The organism is Streptomyces sp. V3I7, assembly GCF_030817495.1.
Lineage (GTDB): Bacteria > Actinomycetota > Actinomycetes > Streptomycetales > Streptomycetaceae > Streptomyces.
This window is the reverse complement of sequence record NZ_JAUSZK010000001.1, coordinates 4588330-4609888: the sequence shown is the minus strand read 5'-3', so window position 1 is coordinate 4609888 and position 21559 is coordinate 4588330. Positions and strand designations below refer to the sequence as shown.

19 protein-coding genes are annotated in these 21559 nt (G+C 70.0%); all 19 read right to left on the bottom strand.

What is annotated here, in order from left to right:
* Positions 1–9 precede the first annotated feature (9 nt).
* A complete protein-coding gene (gene atpA, locus QFZ74_RS21670; protein WP_307622461.1) occupies positions 10–1602 on the bottom strand; it encodes a F0F1 ATP synthase subunit alpha in 1593 nt (530 codons plus the stop codon).
* A gap of 133 nt (positions 1603–1735) precedes the next feature.
* On the bottom strand, positions 1736–2551 hold the full coding sequence (locus tag QFZ74_RS21665; protein WP_307622460.1) for a F0F1 ATP synthase subunit delta: 816 nt from the start codon (positions 2549–2551) through the stop codon (positions 1736–1738).
* Positions 2548–3093: a F0F1 ATP synthase subunit B gene (locus tag QFZ74_RS21660; protein WP_307622459.1), complete on the bottom strand. Its 546-nt coding sequence runs from the start codon at positions 3091–3093 to the stop codon at positions 2548–2550. The genes QFZ74_RS21665 and QFZ74_RS21660 overlap by 4 nt, the downstream gene beginning before the upstream one ends.
* Before the next feature lie 41 nt (positions 3094–3134).
* The gene (gene atpE, locus QFZ74_RS21655) at positions 3135–3368 is read right to left on the bottom strand and encodes an ATP synthase F0 subunit C (RefSeq protein WP_307622458.1); all 234 of its coding nucleotides are present in this window, start codon (positions 3366–3368) and stop codon (positions 3135–3137) included.
* Between the two features lie 74 nt (positions 3369–3442).
* The gene (gene atpB, locus QFZ74_RS21650; RefSeq protein WP_307622457.1) at positions 3443–4279 is read right to left on the bottom strand and encodes a F0F1 ATP synthase subunit A; all 837 of its coding nucleotides are present in this window, start codon (positions 4277–4279) and stop codon (positions 3443–3445) included.
* Between the two features lie 210 nt (positions 4280–4489).
* Positions 4490–4936, bottom strand: coding sequence for a hypothetical protein (locus QFZ74_RS21645; protein ID WP_307624235.1), 447 nt, complete (start codon positions 4934–4936; stop codon positions 4490–4492).
* Between the two features lie 320 nt (positions 4937–5256).
* The gene (locus tag QFZ74_RS21640; protein ID WP_307622456.1) at positions 5257–6582 is read right to left on the bottom strand and encodes an MraY family glycosyltransferase; all 1326 of its coding nucleotides are present in this window, start codon (positions 6580–6582) and stop codon (positions 5257–5259) included.
* A gap of 138 nt (positions 6583–6720) precedes the next feature.
* Positions 6721–7959: a serine hydroxymethyltransferase gene (gene glyA / locus QFZ74_RS21635; protein WP_307622455.1), complete on the bottom strand. Its 1239-nt coding sequence runs from the start codon at positions 7957–7959 to the stop codon at positions 6721–6723.
* Positions 7960–8306: 347 nt separating this feature from the next.
* Entirely contained in the window at positions 8307–8984 is a 678-nt protein-coding gene (locus tag QFZ74_RS21625; RefSeq protein WP_307622454.1) for a protein-tyrosine-phosphatase, read from the bottom strand.
* Positions 8981–9628, bottom strand: a complete 648-nt coding sequence (locus QFZ74_RS21620) for an L-threonylcarbamoyladenylate synthase (RefSeq protein ID WP_307622453.1) — start codon at positions 9626–9628, stop codon at positions 8981–8983. Before QFZ74_RS21620 ends, QFZ74_RS21625 begins: the two co-directional genes overlap by 4 nt.
* Before the next feature lie 70 nt (positions 9629–9698).
* Complete coding sequence (prmC, locus tag QFZ74_RS21615; protein ID WP_307624234.1) at positions 9699–10538, bottom strand: peptide chain release factor N(5)-glutamine methyltransferase; 840 nt, start codon at positions 10536–10538, stop codon at positions 9699–9701.
* 102 nt (positions 10539–10640) lie between these two features.
* Positions 10641–11717 carry a peptide chain release factor 1 gene (prfA, locus tag QFZ74_RS21610; RefSeq protein ID WP_307622452.1) on the bottom strand — a complete coding sequence of 359 codons (1077 nt, stop codon included), beginning with the start codon at positions 11715–11717 and terminating at the stop codon, positions 10641–10643.
* Positions 11718–11822: 105 nt separating this feature from the next.
* The gene (rpmE, locus tag QFZ74_RS21605) at positions 11823–12041 is read right to left on the bottom strand and encodes a 50S ribosomal protein L31 (protein ID WP_307622451.1); all 219 of its coding nucleotides are present in this window, start codon (positions 12039–12041) and stop codon (positions 11823–11825) included.
* A gap of 148 nt (positions 12042–12189) precedes the next feature.
* Positions 12190–13311, bottom strand: a complete 1122-nt coding sequence (locus QFZ74_RS21600) for an LCP family protein (RefSeq protein ID WP_307622450.1) — start codon at positions 13309–13311, stop codon at positions 12190–12192.
* A gap of 198 nt (positions 13312–13509) precedes the next feature.
* Entirely contained in the window at positions 13510–15216 is a 1707-nt protein-coding gene (locus tag QFZ74_RS21595; protein WP_307624233.1) for a trypsin-like serine protease, read from the bottom strand.
* 246 nt (positions 15217–15462) lie between these two features.
* The gene (gene rho, locus QFZ74_RS21590) at positions 15463–17550 is read right to left on the bottom strand and encodes a transcription termination factor Rho (protein WP_307622449.1); all 2088 of its coding nucleotides are present in this window, start codon (positions 17548–17550) and stop codon (positions 15463–15465) included.
* Positions 17551–17952: 402 nt separating this feature from the next.
* Positions 17953–18870, bottom strand: a complete 918-nt coding sequence (thrB, locus tag QFZ74_RS21585) for a homoserine kinase (RefSeq protein WP_307622448.1) — start codon at positions 18868–18870, stop codon at positions 17953–17955.
* Positions 18871–19169: 299 nt separating this feature from the next.
* Positions 19170–20228 (bottom strand): threonine synthase, encoded by a 1059-nt coding sequence (gene thrC, locus QFZ74_RS21580; protein WP_307622447.1) that lies wholly within the window; start codon positions 20226–20228, stop codon positions 19170–19172.
* Between the two features lie 6 nt (positions 20229–20234).
* A complete protein-coding gene (locus QFZ74_RS21575) occupies positions 20235–21527 on the bottom strand; it encodes a homoserine dehydrogenase (protein WP_307624232.1) in 1293 nt (430 codons plus the stop codon).
* Positions 21528–21559 lie beyond the last annotated feature (32 nt).

Sequence of the window (21559 nt, the reverse complement as noted above, 5' to 3'; positions counted from 1 at the left end):
TTCCTTACGTCACTTGGCGGCGGCGGCCGGAGCGTCCTCGCCGAGCAGCTTGCCGTCGGAGGTCTCGAACTGCTTCTTGAAGTCGAAGATCGCGTCGCCCAGCGCCGTCAGGGTGTCGTCCGACATCTTGCCGCCCTCCTTGATGGAGGTCATGAGGCCCTGGTGCTTGCGGTGCAGGAACTCCAGCAGCTCCTTGTCGAAGCGCCGGACGTCCGAGACCGGGACGTCGTCCATACGGCCCGTACCACCGGCCCAGATGGTGACGACCTGGTCCTCGGTGGCCATCGGGTCGTACTGCTTCTGCTTGAGCAGCTCGGTCATGCGGCTACCGCGGTCCAGCTGGGCCTTCGACGCGGCGTCGAGGTCGGAACCGAAGGCGGCGAACGCCTCCAGCTCGCGGTACTGGGCCAGGTCGACACGCAGACGACCGGAGACCTGCTTCATCGCCTTGTGCTGGGCGGCACCACCGACACGGGAGACGGAGATACCGACGTTCAGCGCGGGGCGCTGACCGGCGTTGAACAGGTCCGACTCCAGGAAGCACTGGCCGTCGGTGATGGAGATGACGTTGGTCGGGATGAACGCCGAGACGTCGTTGGCCTTGGTCTCGACGATCGGCAGACCGGTCATCGAGCCGGCGCCCATGTCGTCGGAGAGCTTGGCACAGCGCTCCAGCAGACGGGAGTGCAGGTAGAAGACGTCACCCGGGTAGGCCTCGCGGCCCGGCGGGCGACGCAGCAGCAGGGAGACGGCACGGTAGGCGTCGGCCTGCTTCGTCAGGTCGTCGAAGACGATGAGGACGTGCTTGCCCTCGTACATCCACTGCTGACCGATGGCCGAACCGGTGTACGGCGCCAGGTACTTGAAGCCGGCCGGGTCGGACGCCGGGGCGGCGACGATGGTCGTGTACTCCAGCGCGCCGTTCTCCTCCAGCGCGCGGCGGACCTCAGCGATGCTGGAGCCCTTCTGGCCGACGGCGACGTAGATGCAGCGGACCTGCTTCTTCGGGTCGCCCGAGCGCCAGTTGTCGCGCTGGTTGATGATCGTGTCGACGGCCAGGGCGGTCTTGCCGGTCTGGCGGTCACCGATGATCAGCTGACGCTGACCGCGGCCGATCGGGGTCATCGCGTCGACGGCCATGTAGCCCGTCTCCATCGGCTCGTGCACCGACTTGCGCTGCATGACCGTGGGGGCCTGCAGCTCAAGGGGACGACGACCGCTGGTCTCGATGTCGCCGAGGCCGTCGATCGGGTTGCCGAGCGGGTCGACGACACGGCCGAGGTAGCCCTCGCCGACCGGCACGGAGAGCACCTCACCGGTGCGGTGCACCGGCTGGCCCTCCTCGATGCCATTGAACTCACCGAGGACGATGGCGCCGATCTCGCGCTCTTCCAGGTTGAGCGCGAGGCCGAGGGTGCCGTCCTCGAACTTCAGCAGTTCGTTGGCCATGGCCGAGGGCAGACCCTCGACCTTCGCGATGCCGTCGCCGGCAAGGGTGACGTGACCGACCTCCTCGCGCGAGGCCGCGTCCGGCTTGTACGACTGGACGAAGTTGTCCAGCGCGTCCCGGATCTCCTCCGGCCGGATCGTGAGCTCCGCCATCTGGGTTCCCTGCTCTCCTTGTTGGGCCCGAAGTTTCACTTGGGGGGCTGGGGACTCCCCCCTGAAAGAGGTGAATCCTCTGTTACGGCCCAACCAGGGCCGTGGTGAGTACGTACTGCTTGTCTATGTGCTGCTAGTCCGCCATGCGGCGAGCGACGTCCTCGAGCCGGTCCGCGATGGAGCCGTTGATGACCTCGTCGCCGACCTGCACCCGCATGCCGCCGACCACGTTCGGGTCGACGTCCAGGTTCAGGTGCATCTTGCGGCCGTAGAGCTTCGCCAGGGCCGCGCCCAGACGCTGCTTCTGCGAGTCGCTCAGCGGTACCGCCGAGGTGACGACGGCGACCATGCGGTCCCGGCGCTCGGCGGCGAGCTTGGACAGGGACTCGAGTCCCGCTTCCAGGCTACGTCCCGCCGGCGCGGTCACAAGGCGGGTCACCAGACGCTCGGTGGTCTTGTCCGCCCGGCCGCCGAGCAGCCGGTGCAGCAGCTCGACCTTGGCCGAGGCGTCGGCCTCGGGGTCGGTCAGCGCGGCGCGCAGCTCGGGGTTCGAGGAGACGATCCGGCCGAACCGGAACAGCTCGTCCTCGACGTCGTCGAGCCGGCCCGCCTTCTGCGCGGCGGTGAGGTCGGCGAGGTTCGCCAGCTCCTCCAGCGCGTCGGCCAGGTCACGCGGCTGCGACCAGCGGGACCGCACCATGCCGGCCACCAGGTCGACGGCGGGACCGCTGACCTTGTCGCCGAAGAGGCGGTGGGCCAGGTCGGCCTTCGCCTCGGCGGGCTGCGCCGGGTCGGTGAGGACCCGACGCAGCGACCTCTCGCGGTCGAGCAGCGCGGTGACGGCCGCCAGCTCGTCCGCGAGCGCGCCCGCGTCCACGGACGTGGAGTCCGTCAGCGCGTCGAGACGCTCACGTGCGGCTGCCAGTGCCTCGCGGCTCGCTCCGTTCATCGCGTGGCCTCGGCCTTCTCCTCGAGCTCGTCGAGGAAGCGGTCGATCACACGGCTCTGACGGGCGGAGTCCGCAAGGGACTCGCCGACCAGCTTGCCGGCCAGCTCCGTGGCGAGGCGGCCGACGTCCTGACGCAGCGTGGCAGCGGCGACCTTGCGGTCGGCGGCGATCTGCGCGTGTCCGGCGGTGACGATCTCCTCGCGCTGACGCTGGCCCTCGGCCCGCATCTCGGCGATGAGCTCGGCGCCCTGCTCCTGAGCCTCCTGGCGCAGGCGCGCGGCCTCGTGGCGAGCCTCGGCGAGCTGGGCACGGTACTGCTCGAGGACGCTCTGGGCCTCGGTCTGCGCGGCCTCGGCCTTCTCGATACCGCCCTCGATGGCCTCGCGGCGCTGCTCCAGAACCTTGTTGATGTTCGGAAGGAGCTTCTTGGCGAGGAAGCCGAAGACGATGACGAAAGCGATCAGGCCGATGACGAGCTCTGGGATCGGCGGGATGAGGGGATTCTCGGCTCCCTCAGCCGCAAGCTGAACCAGGTGGCTCATATCAGTGCCTTCCGTCTAGTGGGCTGTCGTGGATCCGTAGATCACTTGCCGTAGACGAACGGCATGACCAGGCCGATCAGGGCCAGGGCCTCACAGAAGGCGAAACCGAGGATCTGGTTGGCGCGGATCAGGCCGGCAGCCTCGGGCTGGCGGGCGAGAGCCTGCGTGCCGTTACCGAAGATGATGCCGACGCCGACGCCCGGGCCGATGGCGGCGAGGCCGTAACCGAGCGAACCGAGCGAGCCGGAAACAGCAGCAGCAAGGGTCTGGGACATGCCAGTTCTTCCTTTTCTTTACGGACCGGTGGGGGTTGGCCACCGGACGACTACGGGGTGGAGACGGGGAGCGCTCAGTGGTGCTCGGCCAGCGCGCCCTGAATGTAGGTGCAGGTCAGCAGCACGAAGACGTACGCCTGCAGGGCCTGGATGAACAGCTCGAAGGCGGTCATCACGATGGTCATGATGAACGAGACGCCGGCGTAGGCGATCCCGATGCCGTTCAGCAGGTACCAGCTCGCGATCGTGAACAGCAGCAGGAGCGTGTGACCGGCGAACATGTTCGCGAAGAGTCGCACAGCGTGGGTGAACGGCCGCACGATGAGGTTCGAGAAGAACTCGATGAGCATGGCCAGCGGAAGCACCGGCCCGAGCGACGGGTCGTAGCCGGTGACGTTCTTGAAGAAGCCGACGAAGCCGTGCCGCTTGAAGGTGAGGCTGACCCAGACGATGTACACGATCAGGGCGAGCACCGCAGGGTAGGCGATGATCGACGTGACCGGGAACTGGGCGACCGGAACGATCGCCCAGAGGTTCATCATCCAGATGAAGAAGAACAGCGAGACGATCAGCGGAACGTACTTCTCGCCTTCCTTCTTGCCGATCGTCTCGTAGACGACGCCGCGCCGGACGAAGTCGTAGCCGGCCTCGGCGACCATCTGGAGCTTGCCCGGGACGATCTTCGGCTTGCGGAAAGCAGCCCAGAAGAAGCCGACCACGATGATCGAGCCGAGCAACGCCAGCAGCATCGGCTTGTTGAAGTACAGGTTGCTGTTCGCGTCACCCCAGATGGGCTTGAACAGGAACGAGTGCAGGCCCGGAGCCGGGAAGCCGCACCCGGTGAACAGGTGACAGCTCGAGTCGAAAGCGAGCGTCTGCGTCGGATCAGCACTCACCGCGGGCTCCTTCATCGTGGCGCATAGGTACGGCAACCTCGTGGTGTCGGCGCGGCGTGCGGCCGCGGTTCGGCACGGGACTGGTGTTACGGGTGTGGGGGCGGCTGTGGGGCATCTTGCCTCGCGATTGAGCAGGCGTCAGCTCGTATGCCCGCGCCCGCGATGCCGCAGTTGGCATCGGACGATAGCAGCATCTCTCGTGCGCCTTTATCCCGGCCCTACCTCTCACGACGAGCGCCCCGACTTCTCGGGCTTGTCACCGTTCAAGGAGGACGTCGAGTCGGGCTCGACGTAAAGCGTCTTGGCCTTCATGTGGGCGCGCGCCTGCGCGATGATCCACGCGAGCGTCGTCGCCACGAGCGTGATGGCGAAGGACCGGGGGTTGAACAGCGTCGTGTTCTTGAAGATCGCGACGAAGATGAACAGCAGCAGCAACTGCGCCGCGTAGAGCATCAGACCCATGGCCTGGAAGAGATGCGGAAGCGATTTGGCGGTCCGCTGCAGGACGTAGAGGCCGATCCCCATGAAGAGGATCACGACCAGCGTTCCGACGACGGCCCCGATCGCGCCCTTGCCGCCCGCGACCACTGCGCTGACGACGGTGGCGATCGCACCGACGACAGCCGTGGGTACGGCGGTCTGGGCCAGGATCCGGGCGTCATTGGACGGCATGGCGGCAACTCCGCTTTCACAAGGGGGCAGGGGTGTCGTCATGGACGAGCGTAGTCCCGGCTCGAGGGGTGAATTCCTCGCGCCAAGGGACCGTCGCATTACGGTCCTTCGGTTCTGTCCGGGGTTCTCGTGAACCGTATCACAAACTATTTGATGAGGTCTTTACCTGCTTGGTGTGCCCGGTGTCACACATGAGGGTGAAAGCGCGCGTCTGAGCAAAAACAGAACCGACTTGTCTGATATTGGGGGCCTTTGCTCCCCCACGAGTTGGCAATGCTCTAGTCAGATTCTTACCTTGCCCGCTTGGTAAGGAGGGGGCGTCAGCGCGGCGTTCCGGCCTTGCGCCGATCCAGGAAGCGCGTACGGGCGCCGATGGCGGTCGCTCCGTTGACGCCCGCGACGCCGGCCGGAACGGGGGCTTCGCGATCCCCGGAGAGCGGCTGCGCCGCGTCGCCCGCCACGACGGCCGCCAGGGCCTCACGGTGGCGGTAGCGCGGCGGCACGAAGCGCTCGGCCCAGCGGGGCGCCCGCGGGGTGAACCGGGGCAGCAGAAGCAGGATCAGACCGATCGCGCTCAGGAAGACGACGCCGAGCACGATCCACATCGACGCGGAGTTCACCGAGTAGGCCAGCGCACCGAAGCCGATGAGCGCCGACCAGAAGTACATGATCAGGACCGCCCGGCTGTGCGAGTGGCCGATCTCCAGCAGCCGGTGGTGCAGGTGCCCGCGGTCGGCGGCGAACGGCGACTGGCCGCGCCAGGTCCGGCGCACGATGGCCAGGATCAGGTCGGCGGCCGGCACGGCGATGATGGTCAGCGGCAGCAGCAGCGGGATGTAGACCGGCACCGTCTGGTGCACGGCCGCCTTCTCCGAACCGGCGAACAGCTTCAGCGCGTCCGGGTCGACCTGACCGGTGATCGAGATCGCGCCCGCGGCCAGCACCAGGCCGATCAGCATCGAGCCGGAGTCGCCCATGAAGATCCGCGCCGGGTGCATGTTGTGCGGCAGGAAGCCGATGCACATGCCCATGAGGATCACGGCGAACAGCGTCGCCGGGGCGGCGGCCTCGATGCCGTAGGAGTACCAGATCCGGTACGAGTACAGGAAGAACGCAGTCGCCGCGATGCCCACCATGCCCGCGGCCAGGCCGTCGAGGCCGTCCACGAAGTTCACCGCGTTGATCGTGATCAGCACGAGCGCGACCGTGAGCAGCGTGCCCTGCCACTGGGTCAGAGCCACGTTGCCGACGCCGGGGATGGGCAGCCACAGGATCGTCAGACCCTGCATGACCATGACGCCGGCGGCGATCATCTGGCCGCCGAGCTTGATCAGGGCGTCGATCTCGAACTTGTCGTCCAGGACGCCGATCAGCCAGATCAGCGCCGCCCCGGAGAGCAGCGCGCGCGGCTCGTTGGACTTGGCGAAGACCTCGTTGAGGCTGGTCAGGTGATCGGCGACCAGCAGGCCCGCGCACAGGCCGAAGAACATCGCGATCCCGCCGAGGCGCGGAGTTGGTTCCCGGTGCACGTCACGTGCCCGGATCTCCGGCATGGCTCCCGCCACGATCGCGAATTTCCGTACCGGCCCTGTCAGCAGATACGTCACCGCGGCCGTGATGCAGAGCGTCAGCAGGTATTCACGCACAAGCTTCCCCACAGGTCTCGCTGGCCATCACAGCCCCACACACTAGCGATGCACACATATGTATGGGGACTTCCCGGCGGCGGGCAACGGTTGCACCCGCGCCGCGCACGAGGTCCGCACCAGTGCGTCTGCCCCCGCTCAGCCGGTGTACGGCGGAAATCTACCGGCCAGCTCGCGGACCTCCGCACGGGCCCCTGTGACGTCGATCTCCCCGCGCAGGACACCGGCCAGCAGCACGGCGATCCGGGCCATCTCGGCCTCGCCCATCCCCTGGGTGGTGACCGCGGCCGTGCCCAGGCGCAGGCCCCGGGCGTCGGCGTGCGGCAGCGCACAGCAGTCGAGGACCAGGCCGGCGGCGGCGAGCAGGCCGCGGGCGGTACGTCCCTCGACGCCGAGCGGGGCGGGGTCGACGGTGATGAGGTGCGTGTCCGTGCCGCCGGTGGTGACGGCGAGGCCTTCGTCGGCCAGCTCGGCCGCCAGTACCCGGGCGTTGGCGACGACCTGGCGGGCGTACCTCCTGAAGGCCGGGGTGGCCGCCTCGCCGAACGCGACCGCCTTGGCGGCGACGGCGTTCATCTGCGCGCCGCCCTGGGTGAACGGGAACACGGCCCGGTCGACCCGCTCGGCCAGCTCCGCGCCGCACAGGATCATCCCGCCGCGCGGCCCCCGCAGCACCTTGTGCGTGGTCGCGCAGACGATGTCGGCGTACGGCACCGGGCTGGGCGCCACTCCCCCGGCGACGAGTCCGATGGGATGGCCGGCGTCGGCGATGAGATGGGCGCCGACCTCGTCGGCCACCTCCCGGAAGAAGGCGTAGTCGATGTGCCGGGGGTAGGCGATGGAGCCGCACACGATCGCCTTGGGACGGTGGGCGCTGGCCAGCGCCCGTACCTGGTCGTGGTCGATGAGCCCGGTCTCGGCGTCCACCCCGTACGCCACGAAGTCGAACCAGCGGCCGGAGAAGTTCGCCGGGGAGCCGTGCGTGAGGTGGCCGCCGTAGGGCAGGCCGAGGGCGAGGACGGTGTCCCCGGGGCGCAGCAGGGCGGCGTACGCGGCGAGGACGGCCAGGGAGCCGGAGTGCGGCTGGACGTTGGCGTGGGCGGCACCGAACAGCGCCGTGGCGCGGTCGACGGCGACCCGCTCGGCGACGTCGGCCAGCTCGCAGCCGCCGTGGTGGCGGGCGCCGGGGTAGCCCTCGGCGTACTTGTTGGCGAGCGGGGAGCCGAGCGCGGCCAGGACGGCCGGGGACGCGAAGTTCTCGGCGGCGATCAGCTGGAGCGTCGTCGCCTGCCGCGTGCGCTCCGCGAGCAGGATCTCGGCGACTTCGGGGTCCTGGTGGCGCAGGACGTCCGTCTCAAGGGTAGGGGTGACCGCCATGGTGGGCTCCCGGGCGACGGCGGGGACATGGGTCCGGCGTAGGTCCAATGTAGGCCCGGGCGATACGCGGCGCCCGGTATCGCCACCACTCCCCCGACAAAAGCCGCCCGGCCCCACATCCGCGCGGACGCACCACATCCGCGCGGACACACCACATCCGCGCGGACACACCCCATCCACACGGACCGCCCGTCAGCTACATCCGCGCAGGCACCCCGGTCAGCGCCGTCACCACCGGGTCCAGGGCGTCGTGTATCTCGCCCCCCGACCGGACGCAAGAACGTCAGCGGTACGCCATAGGGGACCGATCCCCCACGCCCCCTCGCTCCCGGAGGGCCCCGCCCGCGTCACATCCGCGCAGGCACCCCGGTCAGCGCCGTCACCACCGGGTCCAGGGCGTCGTGTATCTCGTCGCCGACGGAGCGGAAGAAGGGCAGTGGGGCGCCGTAGGGGTCGTGGACCTCGTCGGCCTCGGCGTCCGGGGCCAGGAGCCAGCCGCGCAGGGCGGCGGCGGCGCGGACCAGGGCGCGGGCGCGGGTGACCACCCCGTCGTCCAGGGACGGCAGGGTCGTCGGGTCGATCGCGCGGACCAGGCGGGTGAACTCCTTCAGCGTGAAGGTGCGCAGGCCCGCGGAGTGGCCCATGGAGATCACCTGGGCTCGGTGGTCGCGGGTCGCGGTCAGCACCAGGTCCGCCATGATCACGTGGTCGTCGAGGAGTTCACGGCCCGTGAAGCCGCCCGGGTCGGCGCCGAACTCGGCGAGCACGGTCTCCGCGTGGGCCTCCATGGGCGCACCCTCGTGGCCCCAGGTGCCCGCGCTCTCGACGACCAGCGGGCCGCCGAGTACGCCGAGCCGCTCCGCCACGAAATGGCGGGTCAGCCGCTCGGTGATCGGCGAGCGGCACACATTGCCGGTGCTGACGTGAAGGATGCGGAAGGTGTCGCGCGGAAACCCGAACGTCGTCGTGATCTCCGCGGGGCTTTCCCCAAGGCCTATGCCGCGCCCCGCTCCAGGGGCTGTCAATTCGCCACCTCGAGGTCGGGTACGACCTTGCGCAGCTCGTCCGCGGTCAGGGCGCCCTCGCGCAGCAGCACGGGCACGGCGCCGGTGACGTCGACGATCGACGACGGGACGTTGCCGGGCGTCGGGCCGGCGTCGAGGTACACGGAGACGGAGTCGCCGAGCATCCGCTGGGCCGCGTCGCAGTCCTCGGGGGCGGCGTGGCCGGAGAGGTTCGCCGAGGACACGGCCATGGGGCCGACCTCGGTGAGCAGCTCGATGGCGACCGGGTGCAGCGGCATGCGCACGGCGACGGTGCCCCGGGTGTCCCCGAGGTCCCACTGCAGGGACGGCTGGTGCCGGGCGACGAGCGTCAGGCCGCCCGGCCAGAACGCGTCGACGAGCTCCCAGGCCTGCTCGGAGAAGTCCGTGACGAGGCCGTGCAGCGTGTTCGGGGAGCCGATGAGGACAGGGGTGGGCATGTTGCGCCCCCGGCCCTTGGCGGCGAGCAGGTCGGCGACGGCCTCCGCGGAGAAGGCGTCGGCGCCGATGCCGTACAGCGTGTCGGTCGGCAGCACCACGAGCTCGCCCCGGCGGACGGCGGAGGAGGCCTCGCGCAGACCCGTCACACGGTCGGTCGCGTCATTGGTGTCGTATCGCCGTGCCATGTCTAGCGGGCCTCCTCGTACACGAAGTACACGTACTGCGGGACTTCAGGAAAAACTGCCTTCGGGACGCTCACGGCAGCGCCTTGCGGGCGGTCGCGAACCGCGGGCGGTTGTTGAGGTCGGGGTGGTCGGCCGCGTCGGCCCAGCCCCGCTCCTCGGTGAAGATCCACGGCACCTGGCCGCCCTGGGTGTCGGCGTGCTCGATCACGACGACGCCGCCGGGGCGCAGCAGCCGGTGCGCGGTGCGCTCCAGGCCGCGGATCAGGTCGAGGCCGTCCTCGCCGGAGAACAGGGCGAGTTCGGGGTCGTAGTCCCGGGCCTCGGGGGCGACGTGCTCCCACTCGGTGAGCGGGATGTACGGCGGGTTGGAGACGACGAGGTCGACCTGGCCGTCCAGGTCGCGGAAGGCGTCCAGGGCGTTGCCCTGGCGCAGGTCGACCCGGGACCCCTCCACGTTCTTGCGGGTCCAGCGGAGCGCCTCGTCGGAGAGTTCCACGGCGTGCACGCGCGAGCGCGGCACCTCCTGCGCGAGCGCGAGCGCGATGGCGCCCGAGCCGGTGCACAGGTCGACGATGAGCGGCTCGACCACGTCCATGGCGCGTACGGCGTCTATGGCCCAGCCGACCACCGACTCGGTCTCCGGGCGCGGCACGAACACGCCCGGCCCGACCTGGAGTTCCAGGTACCGGAAGTAGGCGCGCCCGGTGATGTGCTGCAGCGGCTCGCGCTGTTCGCGGCGGGCCACGACCTCCCAGTACCGGGCGTCGAAGTCGGCGTCCTTGACCATGTGCAGCTGGCCGCGCTTGACGCCGTGCACGAAGGCGGCGAGCTCCTCCGCGTCGTTGCGCGGCGAGGGCACGCCGGCGTCGGCCAGCCGCTGGGTGGCCTGGGCCACCTCCGCGAGCAGCAGACCGCGGGGGTTCGGGGGTCGCCCCCCAAGATGATGCTGCACGCTCGTCCTCCGGTGCTCGGTGCTTCGTTGTCGCCTTGCGCGGCGTCGTGCCGGTCCGCCCTACGCGGCCGCGAGCTTCGCCGCCGAGTCCGCGTCGACGCAGGCCTGGATGACCGCGTCGAGCTCGCCGTCCAGGACCTGGTCCAGGTTGTACGCCTTGAAACCGACGCGGTGGTCCGAGATGCGGTTCTCCGGGTAGTTGTACGTCCGGATCTTCTCGGAGCGGTCGACGGTGCGGACCTGGCTGCGGCGGGCGTCCGCGGCCTCCCGCTCGGCCTCCTCCTGCGCGGCGGCGAGCAGCCTGGAGCGCAGGATACGCAGCGCCTGCTCCTTGTTCTGGAGCTGGCTCTTCTCGTTCTGGCAGGAGGCCACCACACCGGTCGGGATGTGCGTGATGCGCACCGCGGAGTCGGTGGTGTTGACGGACTGGCCGCCGGGGCCTGACGACCGGTAGACGTCGATGCGCAGGTCGTTCGGGTTGATCTCGACGTCGATCTCCTCGGCCTCCGGGGTCACCAGGACGCCGGCGGCGGAGGTGTGGATACGGCCCTGGGACTCGGTGGCCGGCACGCGCTGCACGCGGTGCACGCCGCCCTCGTACTTCAGCCGGGCCCACACGCCCTGGCCGGGCTCGGTCGCGCCCTGGCCGCCCTTGGTCTTGACCGCGACCTGGACGTCCTTGTAGCCGCCCAGCTCGGACTCGGTGGAGTCGATGATCTCGGTCTTCCAGCCCACGCGCTCGGCGTAGCGCAGGTACATGCGCAGCAGATCGCCGGCGAACAGGGCCGACTCGTCGCCGCCCGCGCCCGCCTTGATCTCGAGGATGACGTCCTTGTCGTCGCTGGGGTCGCGCGGGACCAGCAGGAGGCGCAGCTTCTCGGTGAGCTCCTCGCGCCGCTTCTCCAGCTCCTTGACCTCGGCGGCGAAGTCCGGGTCGTCGGCGGCCAGTTCACGTGCGGTCTCGGCGTCGTCACCGTGCTGCTTCCAGGAGCGGTACGTGGCGACGATCGGGGTGAGCTCGGCGTAGCGCTTGTTCAGCTTGCGCGCGTTGGCCTGGTCGGCGTGCACCGACGGGTCGGCGAGCTTCTTCTCCAGGTCGGCGTGTTCACCGACCAGTTCCTCGACAGCCTCGAACATGGTGGGCTCCTGAATACGTGCGGGCAAAAGGGGCGGGCGACCAAAAACGCCGGTCCCGGCGCGCCCTGGGGCGGGCGCAGCCGTGGACCGGCGAATGGGGGCTCGCTACTTGGAGCCGGCGGCCTTGCCGAAGCGGGCCTCGAAGCGGGCCACACGGCCACCGGTGTCGAGGATCTTCTGCTTGCCCGTGTAGAACGGGTGGCACTCGGAGCAGACCTCGGCACGGACGGTGCCGGAGCCGATGGTGCTACGAGTGGTGAACGACGCGCCACAGGTGCAGCTGACCTGCGTCTCGACGTACTCGGGGTGGATGTCGCGCTTCAAGGTGTCTCCTAGATCCGGGAGGGCGCCGGGTCGCGTCCGCGGGTTGCGGCCGCGTGAACCGGAGCCGACGTACCAGTCTGCCAGGACTGGCGCCATACCCCAAAACCGGGGGCGGCGGCCGACTATTCCCCGGCGGCGGGCGGGCCGGTCAGGACCGGACGACGCCCTTGGCGCCGCCGGTCGCCGCGCCCTTGGTGGCGGACGCCGGGATCGGCCGGTCGTGCTCCAGGGCGTGCCAGATCAGCCGGGCCTTCGCCTTCCGTACGAGGACGCGGTTGGGGTCGGCGGGGTCGTATTGGACCGGCATGGTGACCATCGTCATGTGCGCGGGGCCGATGCCCTTGAGGCCGTTCGCGAAGTCCATCAGGGAGTTGACGGAGCCCAGGTCGGAGTCCGTGGTGACGGTCTTGGTGGCGGTGTCGGCGAGCCGGTACAGCTTCTGCGGGCTGGTGAGGACGCCGACCTGCTTGGCCTGGTCGGCCAGGGCCTTGACGAAGGCCTGCTGGAGCTGGATGCGGCCGAGGTCGGAGCCGTCGCCGACGCCGTGCCGGGTGCGGACCAGGCCGAGGGCCTCGCGGCCGGTGAGCCGGTGGGTGCCGGCGGCCAGGTGCAGATGGCTGTTGGGGTCGCTGATGCGCTTGGTCGTGGTGACCTTGACGCCGCCGAGGTCGTCGACGAACCGCTGGAAGCCGGCGAAGTCGACCTCCAGGTAGTGGTCCATGCGGATGCCGGTGAGGGACTCGACGGTCCGCACGGTGCAGGCCGCGCCGCCGGTGGCGTACGCGGAGTTGAACATGACGTCGGAGGCGGCGGGGTGCTCGGTGCCGTCGGCGGAGGTGCACGACGGCCGGTCGATGAGGGTGTCGCGCGGGATGGACACGACGCTCGCCTTGCGGTGCCCCTGGTAGACGTGGACGATCATCGCCGTGTCGGAGCGGGAGCTTCCGTCGTCGTCACCGCCGCCGAGCTTGGCGTTGCCGCCGGCGCGGGTGTCCGAGCCGAGGACCAGGATGTTCTCGGAGCCGTTGTCGACCTTGCGCGGCCGGTCGGCGCCGAGGGCCTGGTCGATGTCGACGCTCTTGAGGTTGCCGTTGAGCTTGAAGTACACGTAGCCGGCACCCGTGCCGCCCAGCGCGACGATGCCGGCCGCCGTCCAGGCCGCGATCCGCAGGGCCTTGCCGCGGGTCGTACGGCGGCGGCCCTCGATGCGGCCGGGGCCGTACGCGCCGGGCTCGGGTATGCCGGGGTCCGGAGTGCTCTGGGCGGACATGTGCTCCTCGGTTCTCGTATCGGGTCGTGTACCCCCTGCCGCGAGGCCGGACCAGGTCGCCCGCACCATCGTCGTGCTTCGCCTGGTCAGCGGGCGAAACTCGGGAAAGCGTTGCACAACGCACCGTGCCCACCGCGTGGTGCGGTGGGCACGGTGGGTAGCGGGGCGGGCCGGGGCGTGCCCCGCTCACCTGCGGTTTCAGCCGAAGATGTCGTACTGCTGGAAACCGGTGCCGACGGAGACCCTTGTGGCAAAGATCTCGCTGGTCGCCTTGCCGGTGCCCTTGTACAGGTAGAGCGTGCCGCCGGTGGTGCGGGCGAGGAAGTCGGCCCTGCCGTCGCCGGTGATGTCACCGACGGCGTCGAAGGCGTTGTACGTCCAGCCGGAGCGGACCTTGACCCGCGTCGAGAAGGCCCCGCTGCCCGAGGTTCCGGTGCCCTTGTACAGGTAGATGTCGCCGGTGCTCTTCTGGCGCGCGATCAGATCGGCCTTGCCGTCGCCGGTGAAGTCGCCGTGTCCGCGCAGGGAGTTGTACTGGTTCCAGCCGGTGCCGACCTGCACGCGGGTGGCGAAGGTGCCGTTGCCCTTGCCGGGGTAGATCCACAGGGCGCCGGCGGAGTCGACGGACAGCAGGTCGGGCAGATAGTCACCCGTGACGTCGCCCGGGACGACGATGCGGGTCCGGGTCGTCCAGCCGCTGAAGATCTTCGACCGGGACCAGGAGCCGCTCGACACGACGTAGTGCATCCAGTAGACGTCGCCCGTGGAGCTCTCGCGGACGACGAGGTCCTGGATGCCGTCCCGGTCGAGGTCGGTCTGCAGGACGACGTTGACGCCGTTCCAGTCGCCCCACGACTCGCGTGTGGCGAACGAGGTGCCCTTGGAGTCCTTCTCGTAGCCGGTCTTGGTGGAGGCGTTGCGCACCCACAGGTCGGCCTTGGCGTCGGCGTAGCTGAGGTTCGCGTCGTCGACCTGCGCGTAGGCGGCGCCGACGTACGTCCGCACCTTGGAGAAGACGCTGTACGCGCCCTTCGCGACGCAGTCCTGCACACCCCAGGAGACGACGCCGACGATCCGGTTGTCGACGATGAGCGGGCCGCCGGAGTCGCCGTTGCAGGCGGAGGTGGTGCCGGCGTCGCTGCCGCTGGCCGGGTCGCCCGCGCAGACCATGTGGCCGGCGATGAAGTCCGTGTCGTAGTAGCGCGAGCAGGTGGTGTCCGACTGCAGGGGCAGGGTCGCCGTCTTCAGCGTCTCGGAGATGTCCTGGCTGGTGGAGCTGGTGCGGCCCCAGCCGTAGAGCGTGGCGCTCTTGCCCGCCGTGTACGAGGCGGTGTCGCCGGAGGTCACCATCCGGATCGGCGTCGCCCGGACCGGAGCGGCCAGCGTGAGCACGGCGATGTCGTTGTCGATCGTGCGCATGCTGAACGACGGGTGGTTCCACTGGCGCTGGACGCCGGTGGCGGTGCCGCCGTGCAGGTCCGTGCCACCGGAGCTGTCGCTGGTCGGCAACTGCGACGTGCCCGTGAGGACGGCGCCGTTGGCGTTCCAGTCGTAGCCCTGGACACAGTGCGCGGCGGTGAGGATCTTCGTCGGTGAGACGACGGAGCCGCCGCAGAAGAAGCCGATGTCGTCGCTCTCGTCGGCGGTGCCCCGGTCGTCGTAGTACCAGAGCTGGGCCATGAACGGCGCCGTGGAGATCGTGGTCTGCTGACCACCGATGATCTTCGCGTCGACGGTGCCGGTGCTCGCGCTCTGCGACGACTTCGTGGTCGTCTGCCCGGCGGTGTCGTCACCGGCCAGGGCGCCGGCGATGCGCTTCTCCAGCGTGGCGTACGACGGTGAGCCGAGCGCCGGCTTCACCGTGGGCGTCGGCGCGGCGCTCGCGGCACCGGCGGACGAGACCATCAGCGCGGCGCCGACGGCCGCGGCGACACCGGCCGCGGCGACGGGAAGGGCGATACGTATCCGGCGTCTGTGCCGTCCGCCCCCGGACGTGGGTGTACCCACTCAAGTCCCCCCTAGGGATAAGAGATACGACGGTCGAAAAGCCGACCGAAGGGCGAGATCTTATCCCGGAGGGCGACAAGCCGAAGGGCCGTCCCCGTGAAAGGGGACGGCCCTTGGTGGACTGCGCCGGCGAAGGACGAACGACTAGTCGTTGTTCCCGGGGGCCGGCGTCGTCTTCTGGATCTGCGTCAGGAAGTCGATGTTCGACTTCGTCTGCTTCATCTTGTCGAGGAGCAGCTCGATCGCCTGCTGCTGGTCGAGCGCGTGCAGCACCCGGCGCAGCTTCCAGACGATGCTGAGCTCCTCGGCGCCGAGCAGGATCTCTTCCTTACGGGTACCGGACGCGTCGACGTCCACCGCCGGGAAGATGCGCTTGTCGGCGAGCTTCCGGTCGAGCTTGAGCTCCATGTTGCCGGTGCCCTTGAACTCCTCGAAGATCACCTCGTCCATGCGGGAACCGGTGTCGACGAGCGCCGTGGCCAGGATGGTGAGCGAGCCGCCGTCCTCGATGTTGCGCGCGGCACCGAAGAAGCGCTTCGGCGGGTACAGCGCGGTCGAGTCGACACCACCGGACAGGATGCGGCCGGAGGCGGGGGCGGCGAGGTTGTACGCACGGCCCAGACGCGTGATCGAGTCGAGCAGCACGACGACGTCGTGACCCAGCTCCACCAGACGCTTGGCGCGCTCGATGGCGAGCTCGGCGACCGTGGTGTGGTCCTCGGCCGGACGGTCGAAGGTCGAGGAGATGACCTCGCCCTTGACCGACCGCTGCATGTCGGTGACCTCTTCCGGACGCTCGTCGACCAGAACGACCATCAGGTGGCACTCGGGGTTGTTGTGCGTGATCGCGTTGGCGATCGCCTGCATGATCATGGTCTTGCCGGTCTTCGGCGGGGCCACGATCAGACCGCGCTGGCCCTTACCGATCGGCGACACGAGGTCGATGATGCGGGTGGTCAGCACGCCCGACTCGGTCTCCAGGCGGAGCCGGTCCTGCGGGTACAGCGGCGTCAGCTTGTTGAACTCCGGGCGACCGCGGCCGTGTTCGGGCGCCATGCCGTTGACGGAGTCGAGGCGGACCAGCGCGTTGAACTTCTCGCGGCGCTCGCCTTCCTTGGGCTGACGGACCGCACCGGTGATGTGGTCGCCCTTGCGCAGGCCGTTCTTGCGGACCTGGGCGAGGGAGACGTACACGTCGTTCGGGCCCGGCAGGTAGCCGGAGGTCCGGATGAAGGCGTAGTTGTCGAGGATGTCGAGGATGCCCGCGACGGGGATCAGGACGTCGTCCTCGGCCAGCTGCGGCTCGGGGCCGCCCATCTCGTCGCGGCCACGACGGCCACGGCGGTCGCGGTAGCGGCCGCGACGGCCACGGCGGCCACCCTCGAAGTCGTCGTCGTCCTGCTGCTGCCGGTCCTGACGGCCGCCGCCCTGGCCCTGCTGCTGACGGTCCTGACGGCCCTGACCCTGCTGGTCGTCGCCGCCCTTGCCGCGGCGGTCGCGGTCGCGGTCACGGTCACGATCGCGGTCACGGTCACGGCCACGCTCTCGGCGGTCGCGGCGGCCACGGCCCTCGGCACCCTCGCCGGCGTCGCCCTTGGCCTCGCCTTGCGCGGGCGCCTCGGCGGTGGGGGCACCTCCCTGCTCGAGCGAAGCCGAGAGCTTGGGGGACTCGCCCTTCGCCTCGGCGGAAACCGTCTCGGGGCTGCCCGCCTCGGCGGTCGCACGACGGCGGCGGCGCTCACCGGCGCCCTCGTCTCCCCCACGCTCGGCTTCTCCCCCACGCTCGGCTGCGCTCGCGCGGGAGGTACCCCCATCGCGGGAGGGGCCCCCAGCCGGCTGACCAGGAATGTCGATCTGCTGCTGGGCCTTCTCGGCGGGGGCCCCGGTGGCCGACTCCGCCTTCTTCTCGGCTTCGTCGCCCGTACGGGTGCGGGAGGTGGCGCGGCGCTTCGGCTTGGCCTCGGCGGCGTCACCGGACTTGGCAGCCGGAGCGGCGCCGCCGGAGGCCTGCGCCTCCTTGATGACCTCGATCAGCTGGCTCTTGCGCATCCGCGCGGTACCCCTGATGCCGAGGCCGGATGCGACCTGCTGCAGCTCGGCCAGCACCATGCCGTCGAGGCCGGTACCGCGGCGCCGACGGGAGCCGGCACCGGTGGCAGGCGCGGAGTCCGTGGCGGGCGCGGCAGCGGTCTCCTCGACACGTGCGCCCATCAGATCGGTGGTGTCGCTCACGAAGGGTCCTTCCCTGGAGCGGACGTCGGCCTGTCTGGCTCGGCGACCGGTTGTGCTGTCCGGCAGTGGTCCTGTCTCTGTGAACCAAGCCGGGGCGGTGGTCCGCCCGAAACGGCGGAAGAGATATCTGGTGATGGCGCTACCTGAATCGTCACAGCCTGTGTCACGTGGCGTGGTAGCACCGATTCCGGAGCGTGCCCTGCGGCCTGCTCAATGTCACGTACGGCATGCTGCCCAGGTACGACGTACGGAACATGGAGTGGCTTGGGAGGCTCCCGGAAGAATGTCTGTCCCGGACGGGGACATGAAGCACCTCGCCATGGTGGAGGTCGGGTGCAGACTTGAGGTTAACACTACCGGATCCAACAAACATTCCCCCTCTCGAAATCCGGCAATCGTGTGTCAGTGCGCAAGCGGCAGCACGCTCGCTCCCCGCACATCGAGGCTCAGCCGGTTGGCTGCCCAGTCCGCGCCGGCCAGGGATTCCACCTTGTCGGCGGTGTCCTCGTCGGTCAGCGCCATGACGGTCGGGCCGGCACCGGAGATGACGGCCGGGATCCCGTCGGCGCGCAGTCGCTCCACCAGTGCGGCGCTCTCCGGCATGGCGGGGGCGCGGTACTCCTGGTGCAGACGGTCCTCGGTGGCGGGCAGCAGCAGCTCCGGGCGCCGGGTGAGCGCCTCGACGAGCAGGGCGGCGCGGCCCGCGTTGGTCGCGGCGTCGACATGCGGCACGGTGCGCGGGAGCAGACCGCGGGCGGTCTCGGTGAGCACCGGTTTTCCGGGCACGAAAACCACCGGAACGATGGAATCGGCCGGGTCCACCCTGATGGCGCGGGCGGAGCCGCCCTCCATCCAGGACAAGGCGAAACCGCCGAGCAGACAGGCCGCCACGTTGTCGGGGTGCCCCTCGATCTCGGTGGCGAGTTCGAGCAGCGCCGTGTCGTCGAGCCGCGCCTCTCCGCCTATCGTGACCGCCCGCGCGGCTACGATGCCGGCGCAGATGGCGGCGGAGGAGGAGCCGAGGCCGCGCCCGTGCGGAATGCGGTTGGCGCAGACGATCTCCAGGCCGCGGGGCTGCCCGCCGAGCAGGTCGAAAGCGGTGCGCAGGGAGCGTACGAGCAGATGCCGCTCGTCGCGCGGGAGCGTGTCGCCGCCCTCACCCGCGATGTCGATGTGCAGCCCGGAGTCGGCCACCCGGACGACCACGTCGTCGTAGAGCCCCAGCGCGAGGCCAAAGGCGTCGAAGCCCGGACCGAGGTTGGCGCTGGTGGCGGGGACGCGCACCCGGACGGCGGCGGCACGGAACGCTGGACCGGCCATCGCTCGATGACTCTCCTTGAGCTGCGTGAAGGTCGAATGACTGCGATACGGACACGTGGGAAGGCCCTCAGGCCGCAAGAGCGGCACGGCACCGCGCCGTATGCGAAGGCATATGCAGCGGGCGGGTTCCCTACAGCCTATCGAAGGAAGGTTCCGCGGCGACATAGGGCGCACAGGAGGCGCACGATGCGTGTCGCAAGCCCCTCGTGCACCCCCTTATAGGAGTCCCGGGGAGTTCGAGGGAGTCCCCCTGGCGAGAAGGCCGCCGGGGGACTCCCTCGGGACTCCCCGTCGGTACGTCAGGCGAGGCCCAGCCGCTCGGCCGCGGCGGCCGCGTCGACCGGGACGACGACCGGCTGCGGGGCTCCGGCGACGGCCCAGTCGGGGTCCTTCAGACCGTTGCCGGTGACGGTACACACGATGCGCTGGCCCGGATCGACCTTGCCCTGCTCGGCCGCCTTGAGCAGACCGGCCACCGACGCGGCGGACGCGGGCTCCACGAAGACGCCCTCCTGCGCGGCCAACAGCCGGTAGGCGCGCAGGATTTCACGGTCCGTCACCTCGTCGATGAGGCCGCCCGACTCGTCGCGCGCCTGGAGGGCGTACTGCCAGGAGGCGGGGTTGCCGATACGGATGGCGGTGGCGATGGTCGACGGGTCCTTGACGACCTCACCGCGCACGATCGGCGCACTGCCGGACGCCTGGAAGCCCCACATGCGCGGGGTGTGGCCGGCGATGCCGTCGGCGGCGTACTCCCGGTACCCCCGCCAGTACGCGGTGATGTTGCCCGCGTTGCCGACCGGCAGCACATGGATGTCCGGGGCGTCGCCCAGCATGTCGACGATCTCGAAGGCGGCCGTCTTCTGCCCCTCGATGCGCACCGGGTTGACCGAATTGACCAGCGCCACCGGGTAGTTGTCGCTCAGTCCACGGGCGAGCGCGAGGCAGTCGTCGAAGTTGCCGTCGACCTGGAGGATCTTCGCGCCGTGCACGAGGGCCTGGCCCAGCTTGCCGAACGCGATCTTGCCCTGCGGGATGAGGACGGCCGAGACCATCCCCGCGCGCACGGCGTACGCGGCGGCGGAGGCGGAGGTGTTGCCCGTGGAGGCGCAGATGACCGCCTGGGCGCCCTCCTCCTTGGCCTTGCTGATCGCCATGGTCATGCCGCGGTCCTTGAAGGACCCGGTGGGGTTGGCACCCTCCACCTTCAGATGGACCTCGCAGCCCGTGCGCTCGGAGAGCACCTGGGCGGGCACGAGCGGCGTACCGCCCTCGCGGAGCGTCACGACCGGCGTGGAGTCGGACACCGGCAGCCGGTCCCGGTACTCCTCGATGATTCCGCGCCACTGGTGGGTCATTGCTCGTTACTCCCCTTCAACCCGCATGATGCTGGCGACACCGCGCACGGTGTCGAGCCCCCGGAGCGCCTCGACGGTCCCGGACAGGGAGGCGTCGGACGCGCGGTGGGTTACGACGACGAGAGAGGCCTCGCCGTCCTTGCCCTGCTGCCGAACAGTGTCGATGGACACCCCGTGCTCGGCGAAGACGGTCGCCACCTGGGCGAGGACACCCGGTTTGTCGGCGACGTCGAGGCTGATGTGGTACCGCGTGACGACGTCGCCCATGGGCGAGACGGGCAGCGCGGCGTACGCCGACTCGCCGGGCCCGGTGGCCCCGTTGAGCCGGTTACGGCAGACGGCGACGAGGTCACCGAGCACGGCGGATGCGGTCGGCGCACCGCCGGCACCGGGCCCGTAGAACATGAGCTGCCCGGCCGCGTCGGACTCGACGAAGACGGCGTTGTACGCGCCGCGCACGGAGGCGAGCGGGTGGCTCAGCGGAATCATCGCGGGATGCACGCGCGCCGTGACGGACCCCCCGTCCGCGGCCCGCTCACAGATGGCGAGGAGCTTGATGGTGCAGCCCATCTCCTTCGCCGAGCGGAAGTCGGCGGCGGTGACCTCGGTCATGCCCTCGCGGTAGACGTCGTCGAGGCGCACGCGCGTGTGGAAGGCGATCCCGGCGAGGATGGCGGCCTTGGCGGCGGCGTCGAAGCCCTCGACGTCGGCGGTGGGGTCGGCCTCGGCGTACCCGAGCGCGGTGGCCTCGTCGAGGGCCTCCTGATAGCCCGCCCCCGTCGAGTCCATCTTGTCGAGGATGAAGTTGGTCGTCCCGTTGACGATGCCCATCACGCGGTTGATCTTGTCGCCGGCGAGGGACTCGCGCAGCGGCCGGATCAGCGGGATCGCGCCGGCGACGGCGGCCTCGTAGTAGAGGTCCCGGCCGTTCTCCTCGGCGGCGGCGTGCAGGGCGGCCCCGTCCTGGGCGAGCAGGGCCTTGTTGGCGGAGACGACGGAGGCGCCGTGCTCGAAGGCGGTGGTGATGAGCGTACGGGCGGGCTCGATGCCGCCGATGACCTCGACCACGACGTCGATGTCCCCGCGCTTGACCAGGGCAGTGGCGTCGGTGGTGACGAGGTCGGCCGGGATGCCCTCCCTGACCTTGGACGGCCGCCGTACGGCCACCCCCGCGAGCTCGACCGGGGCGCCGATCCTCGCGGCGAGGTCGTCGGCGTGCGTCGTCATGATGCGCGCCACCTCTGAGCCGACAACCCCACAGCCCAGCAGCGCCACCTTCAGCGGACGCGTACGCATCATCCGACCTCGTTTCCTCATGAGTCGACCGTTGA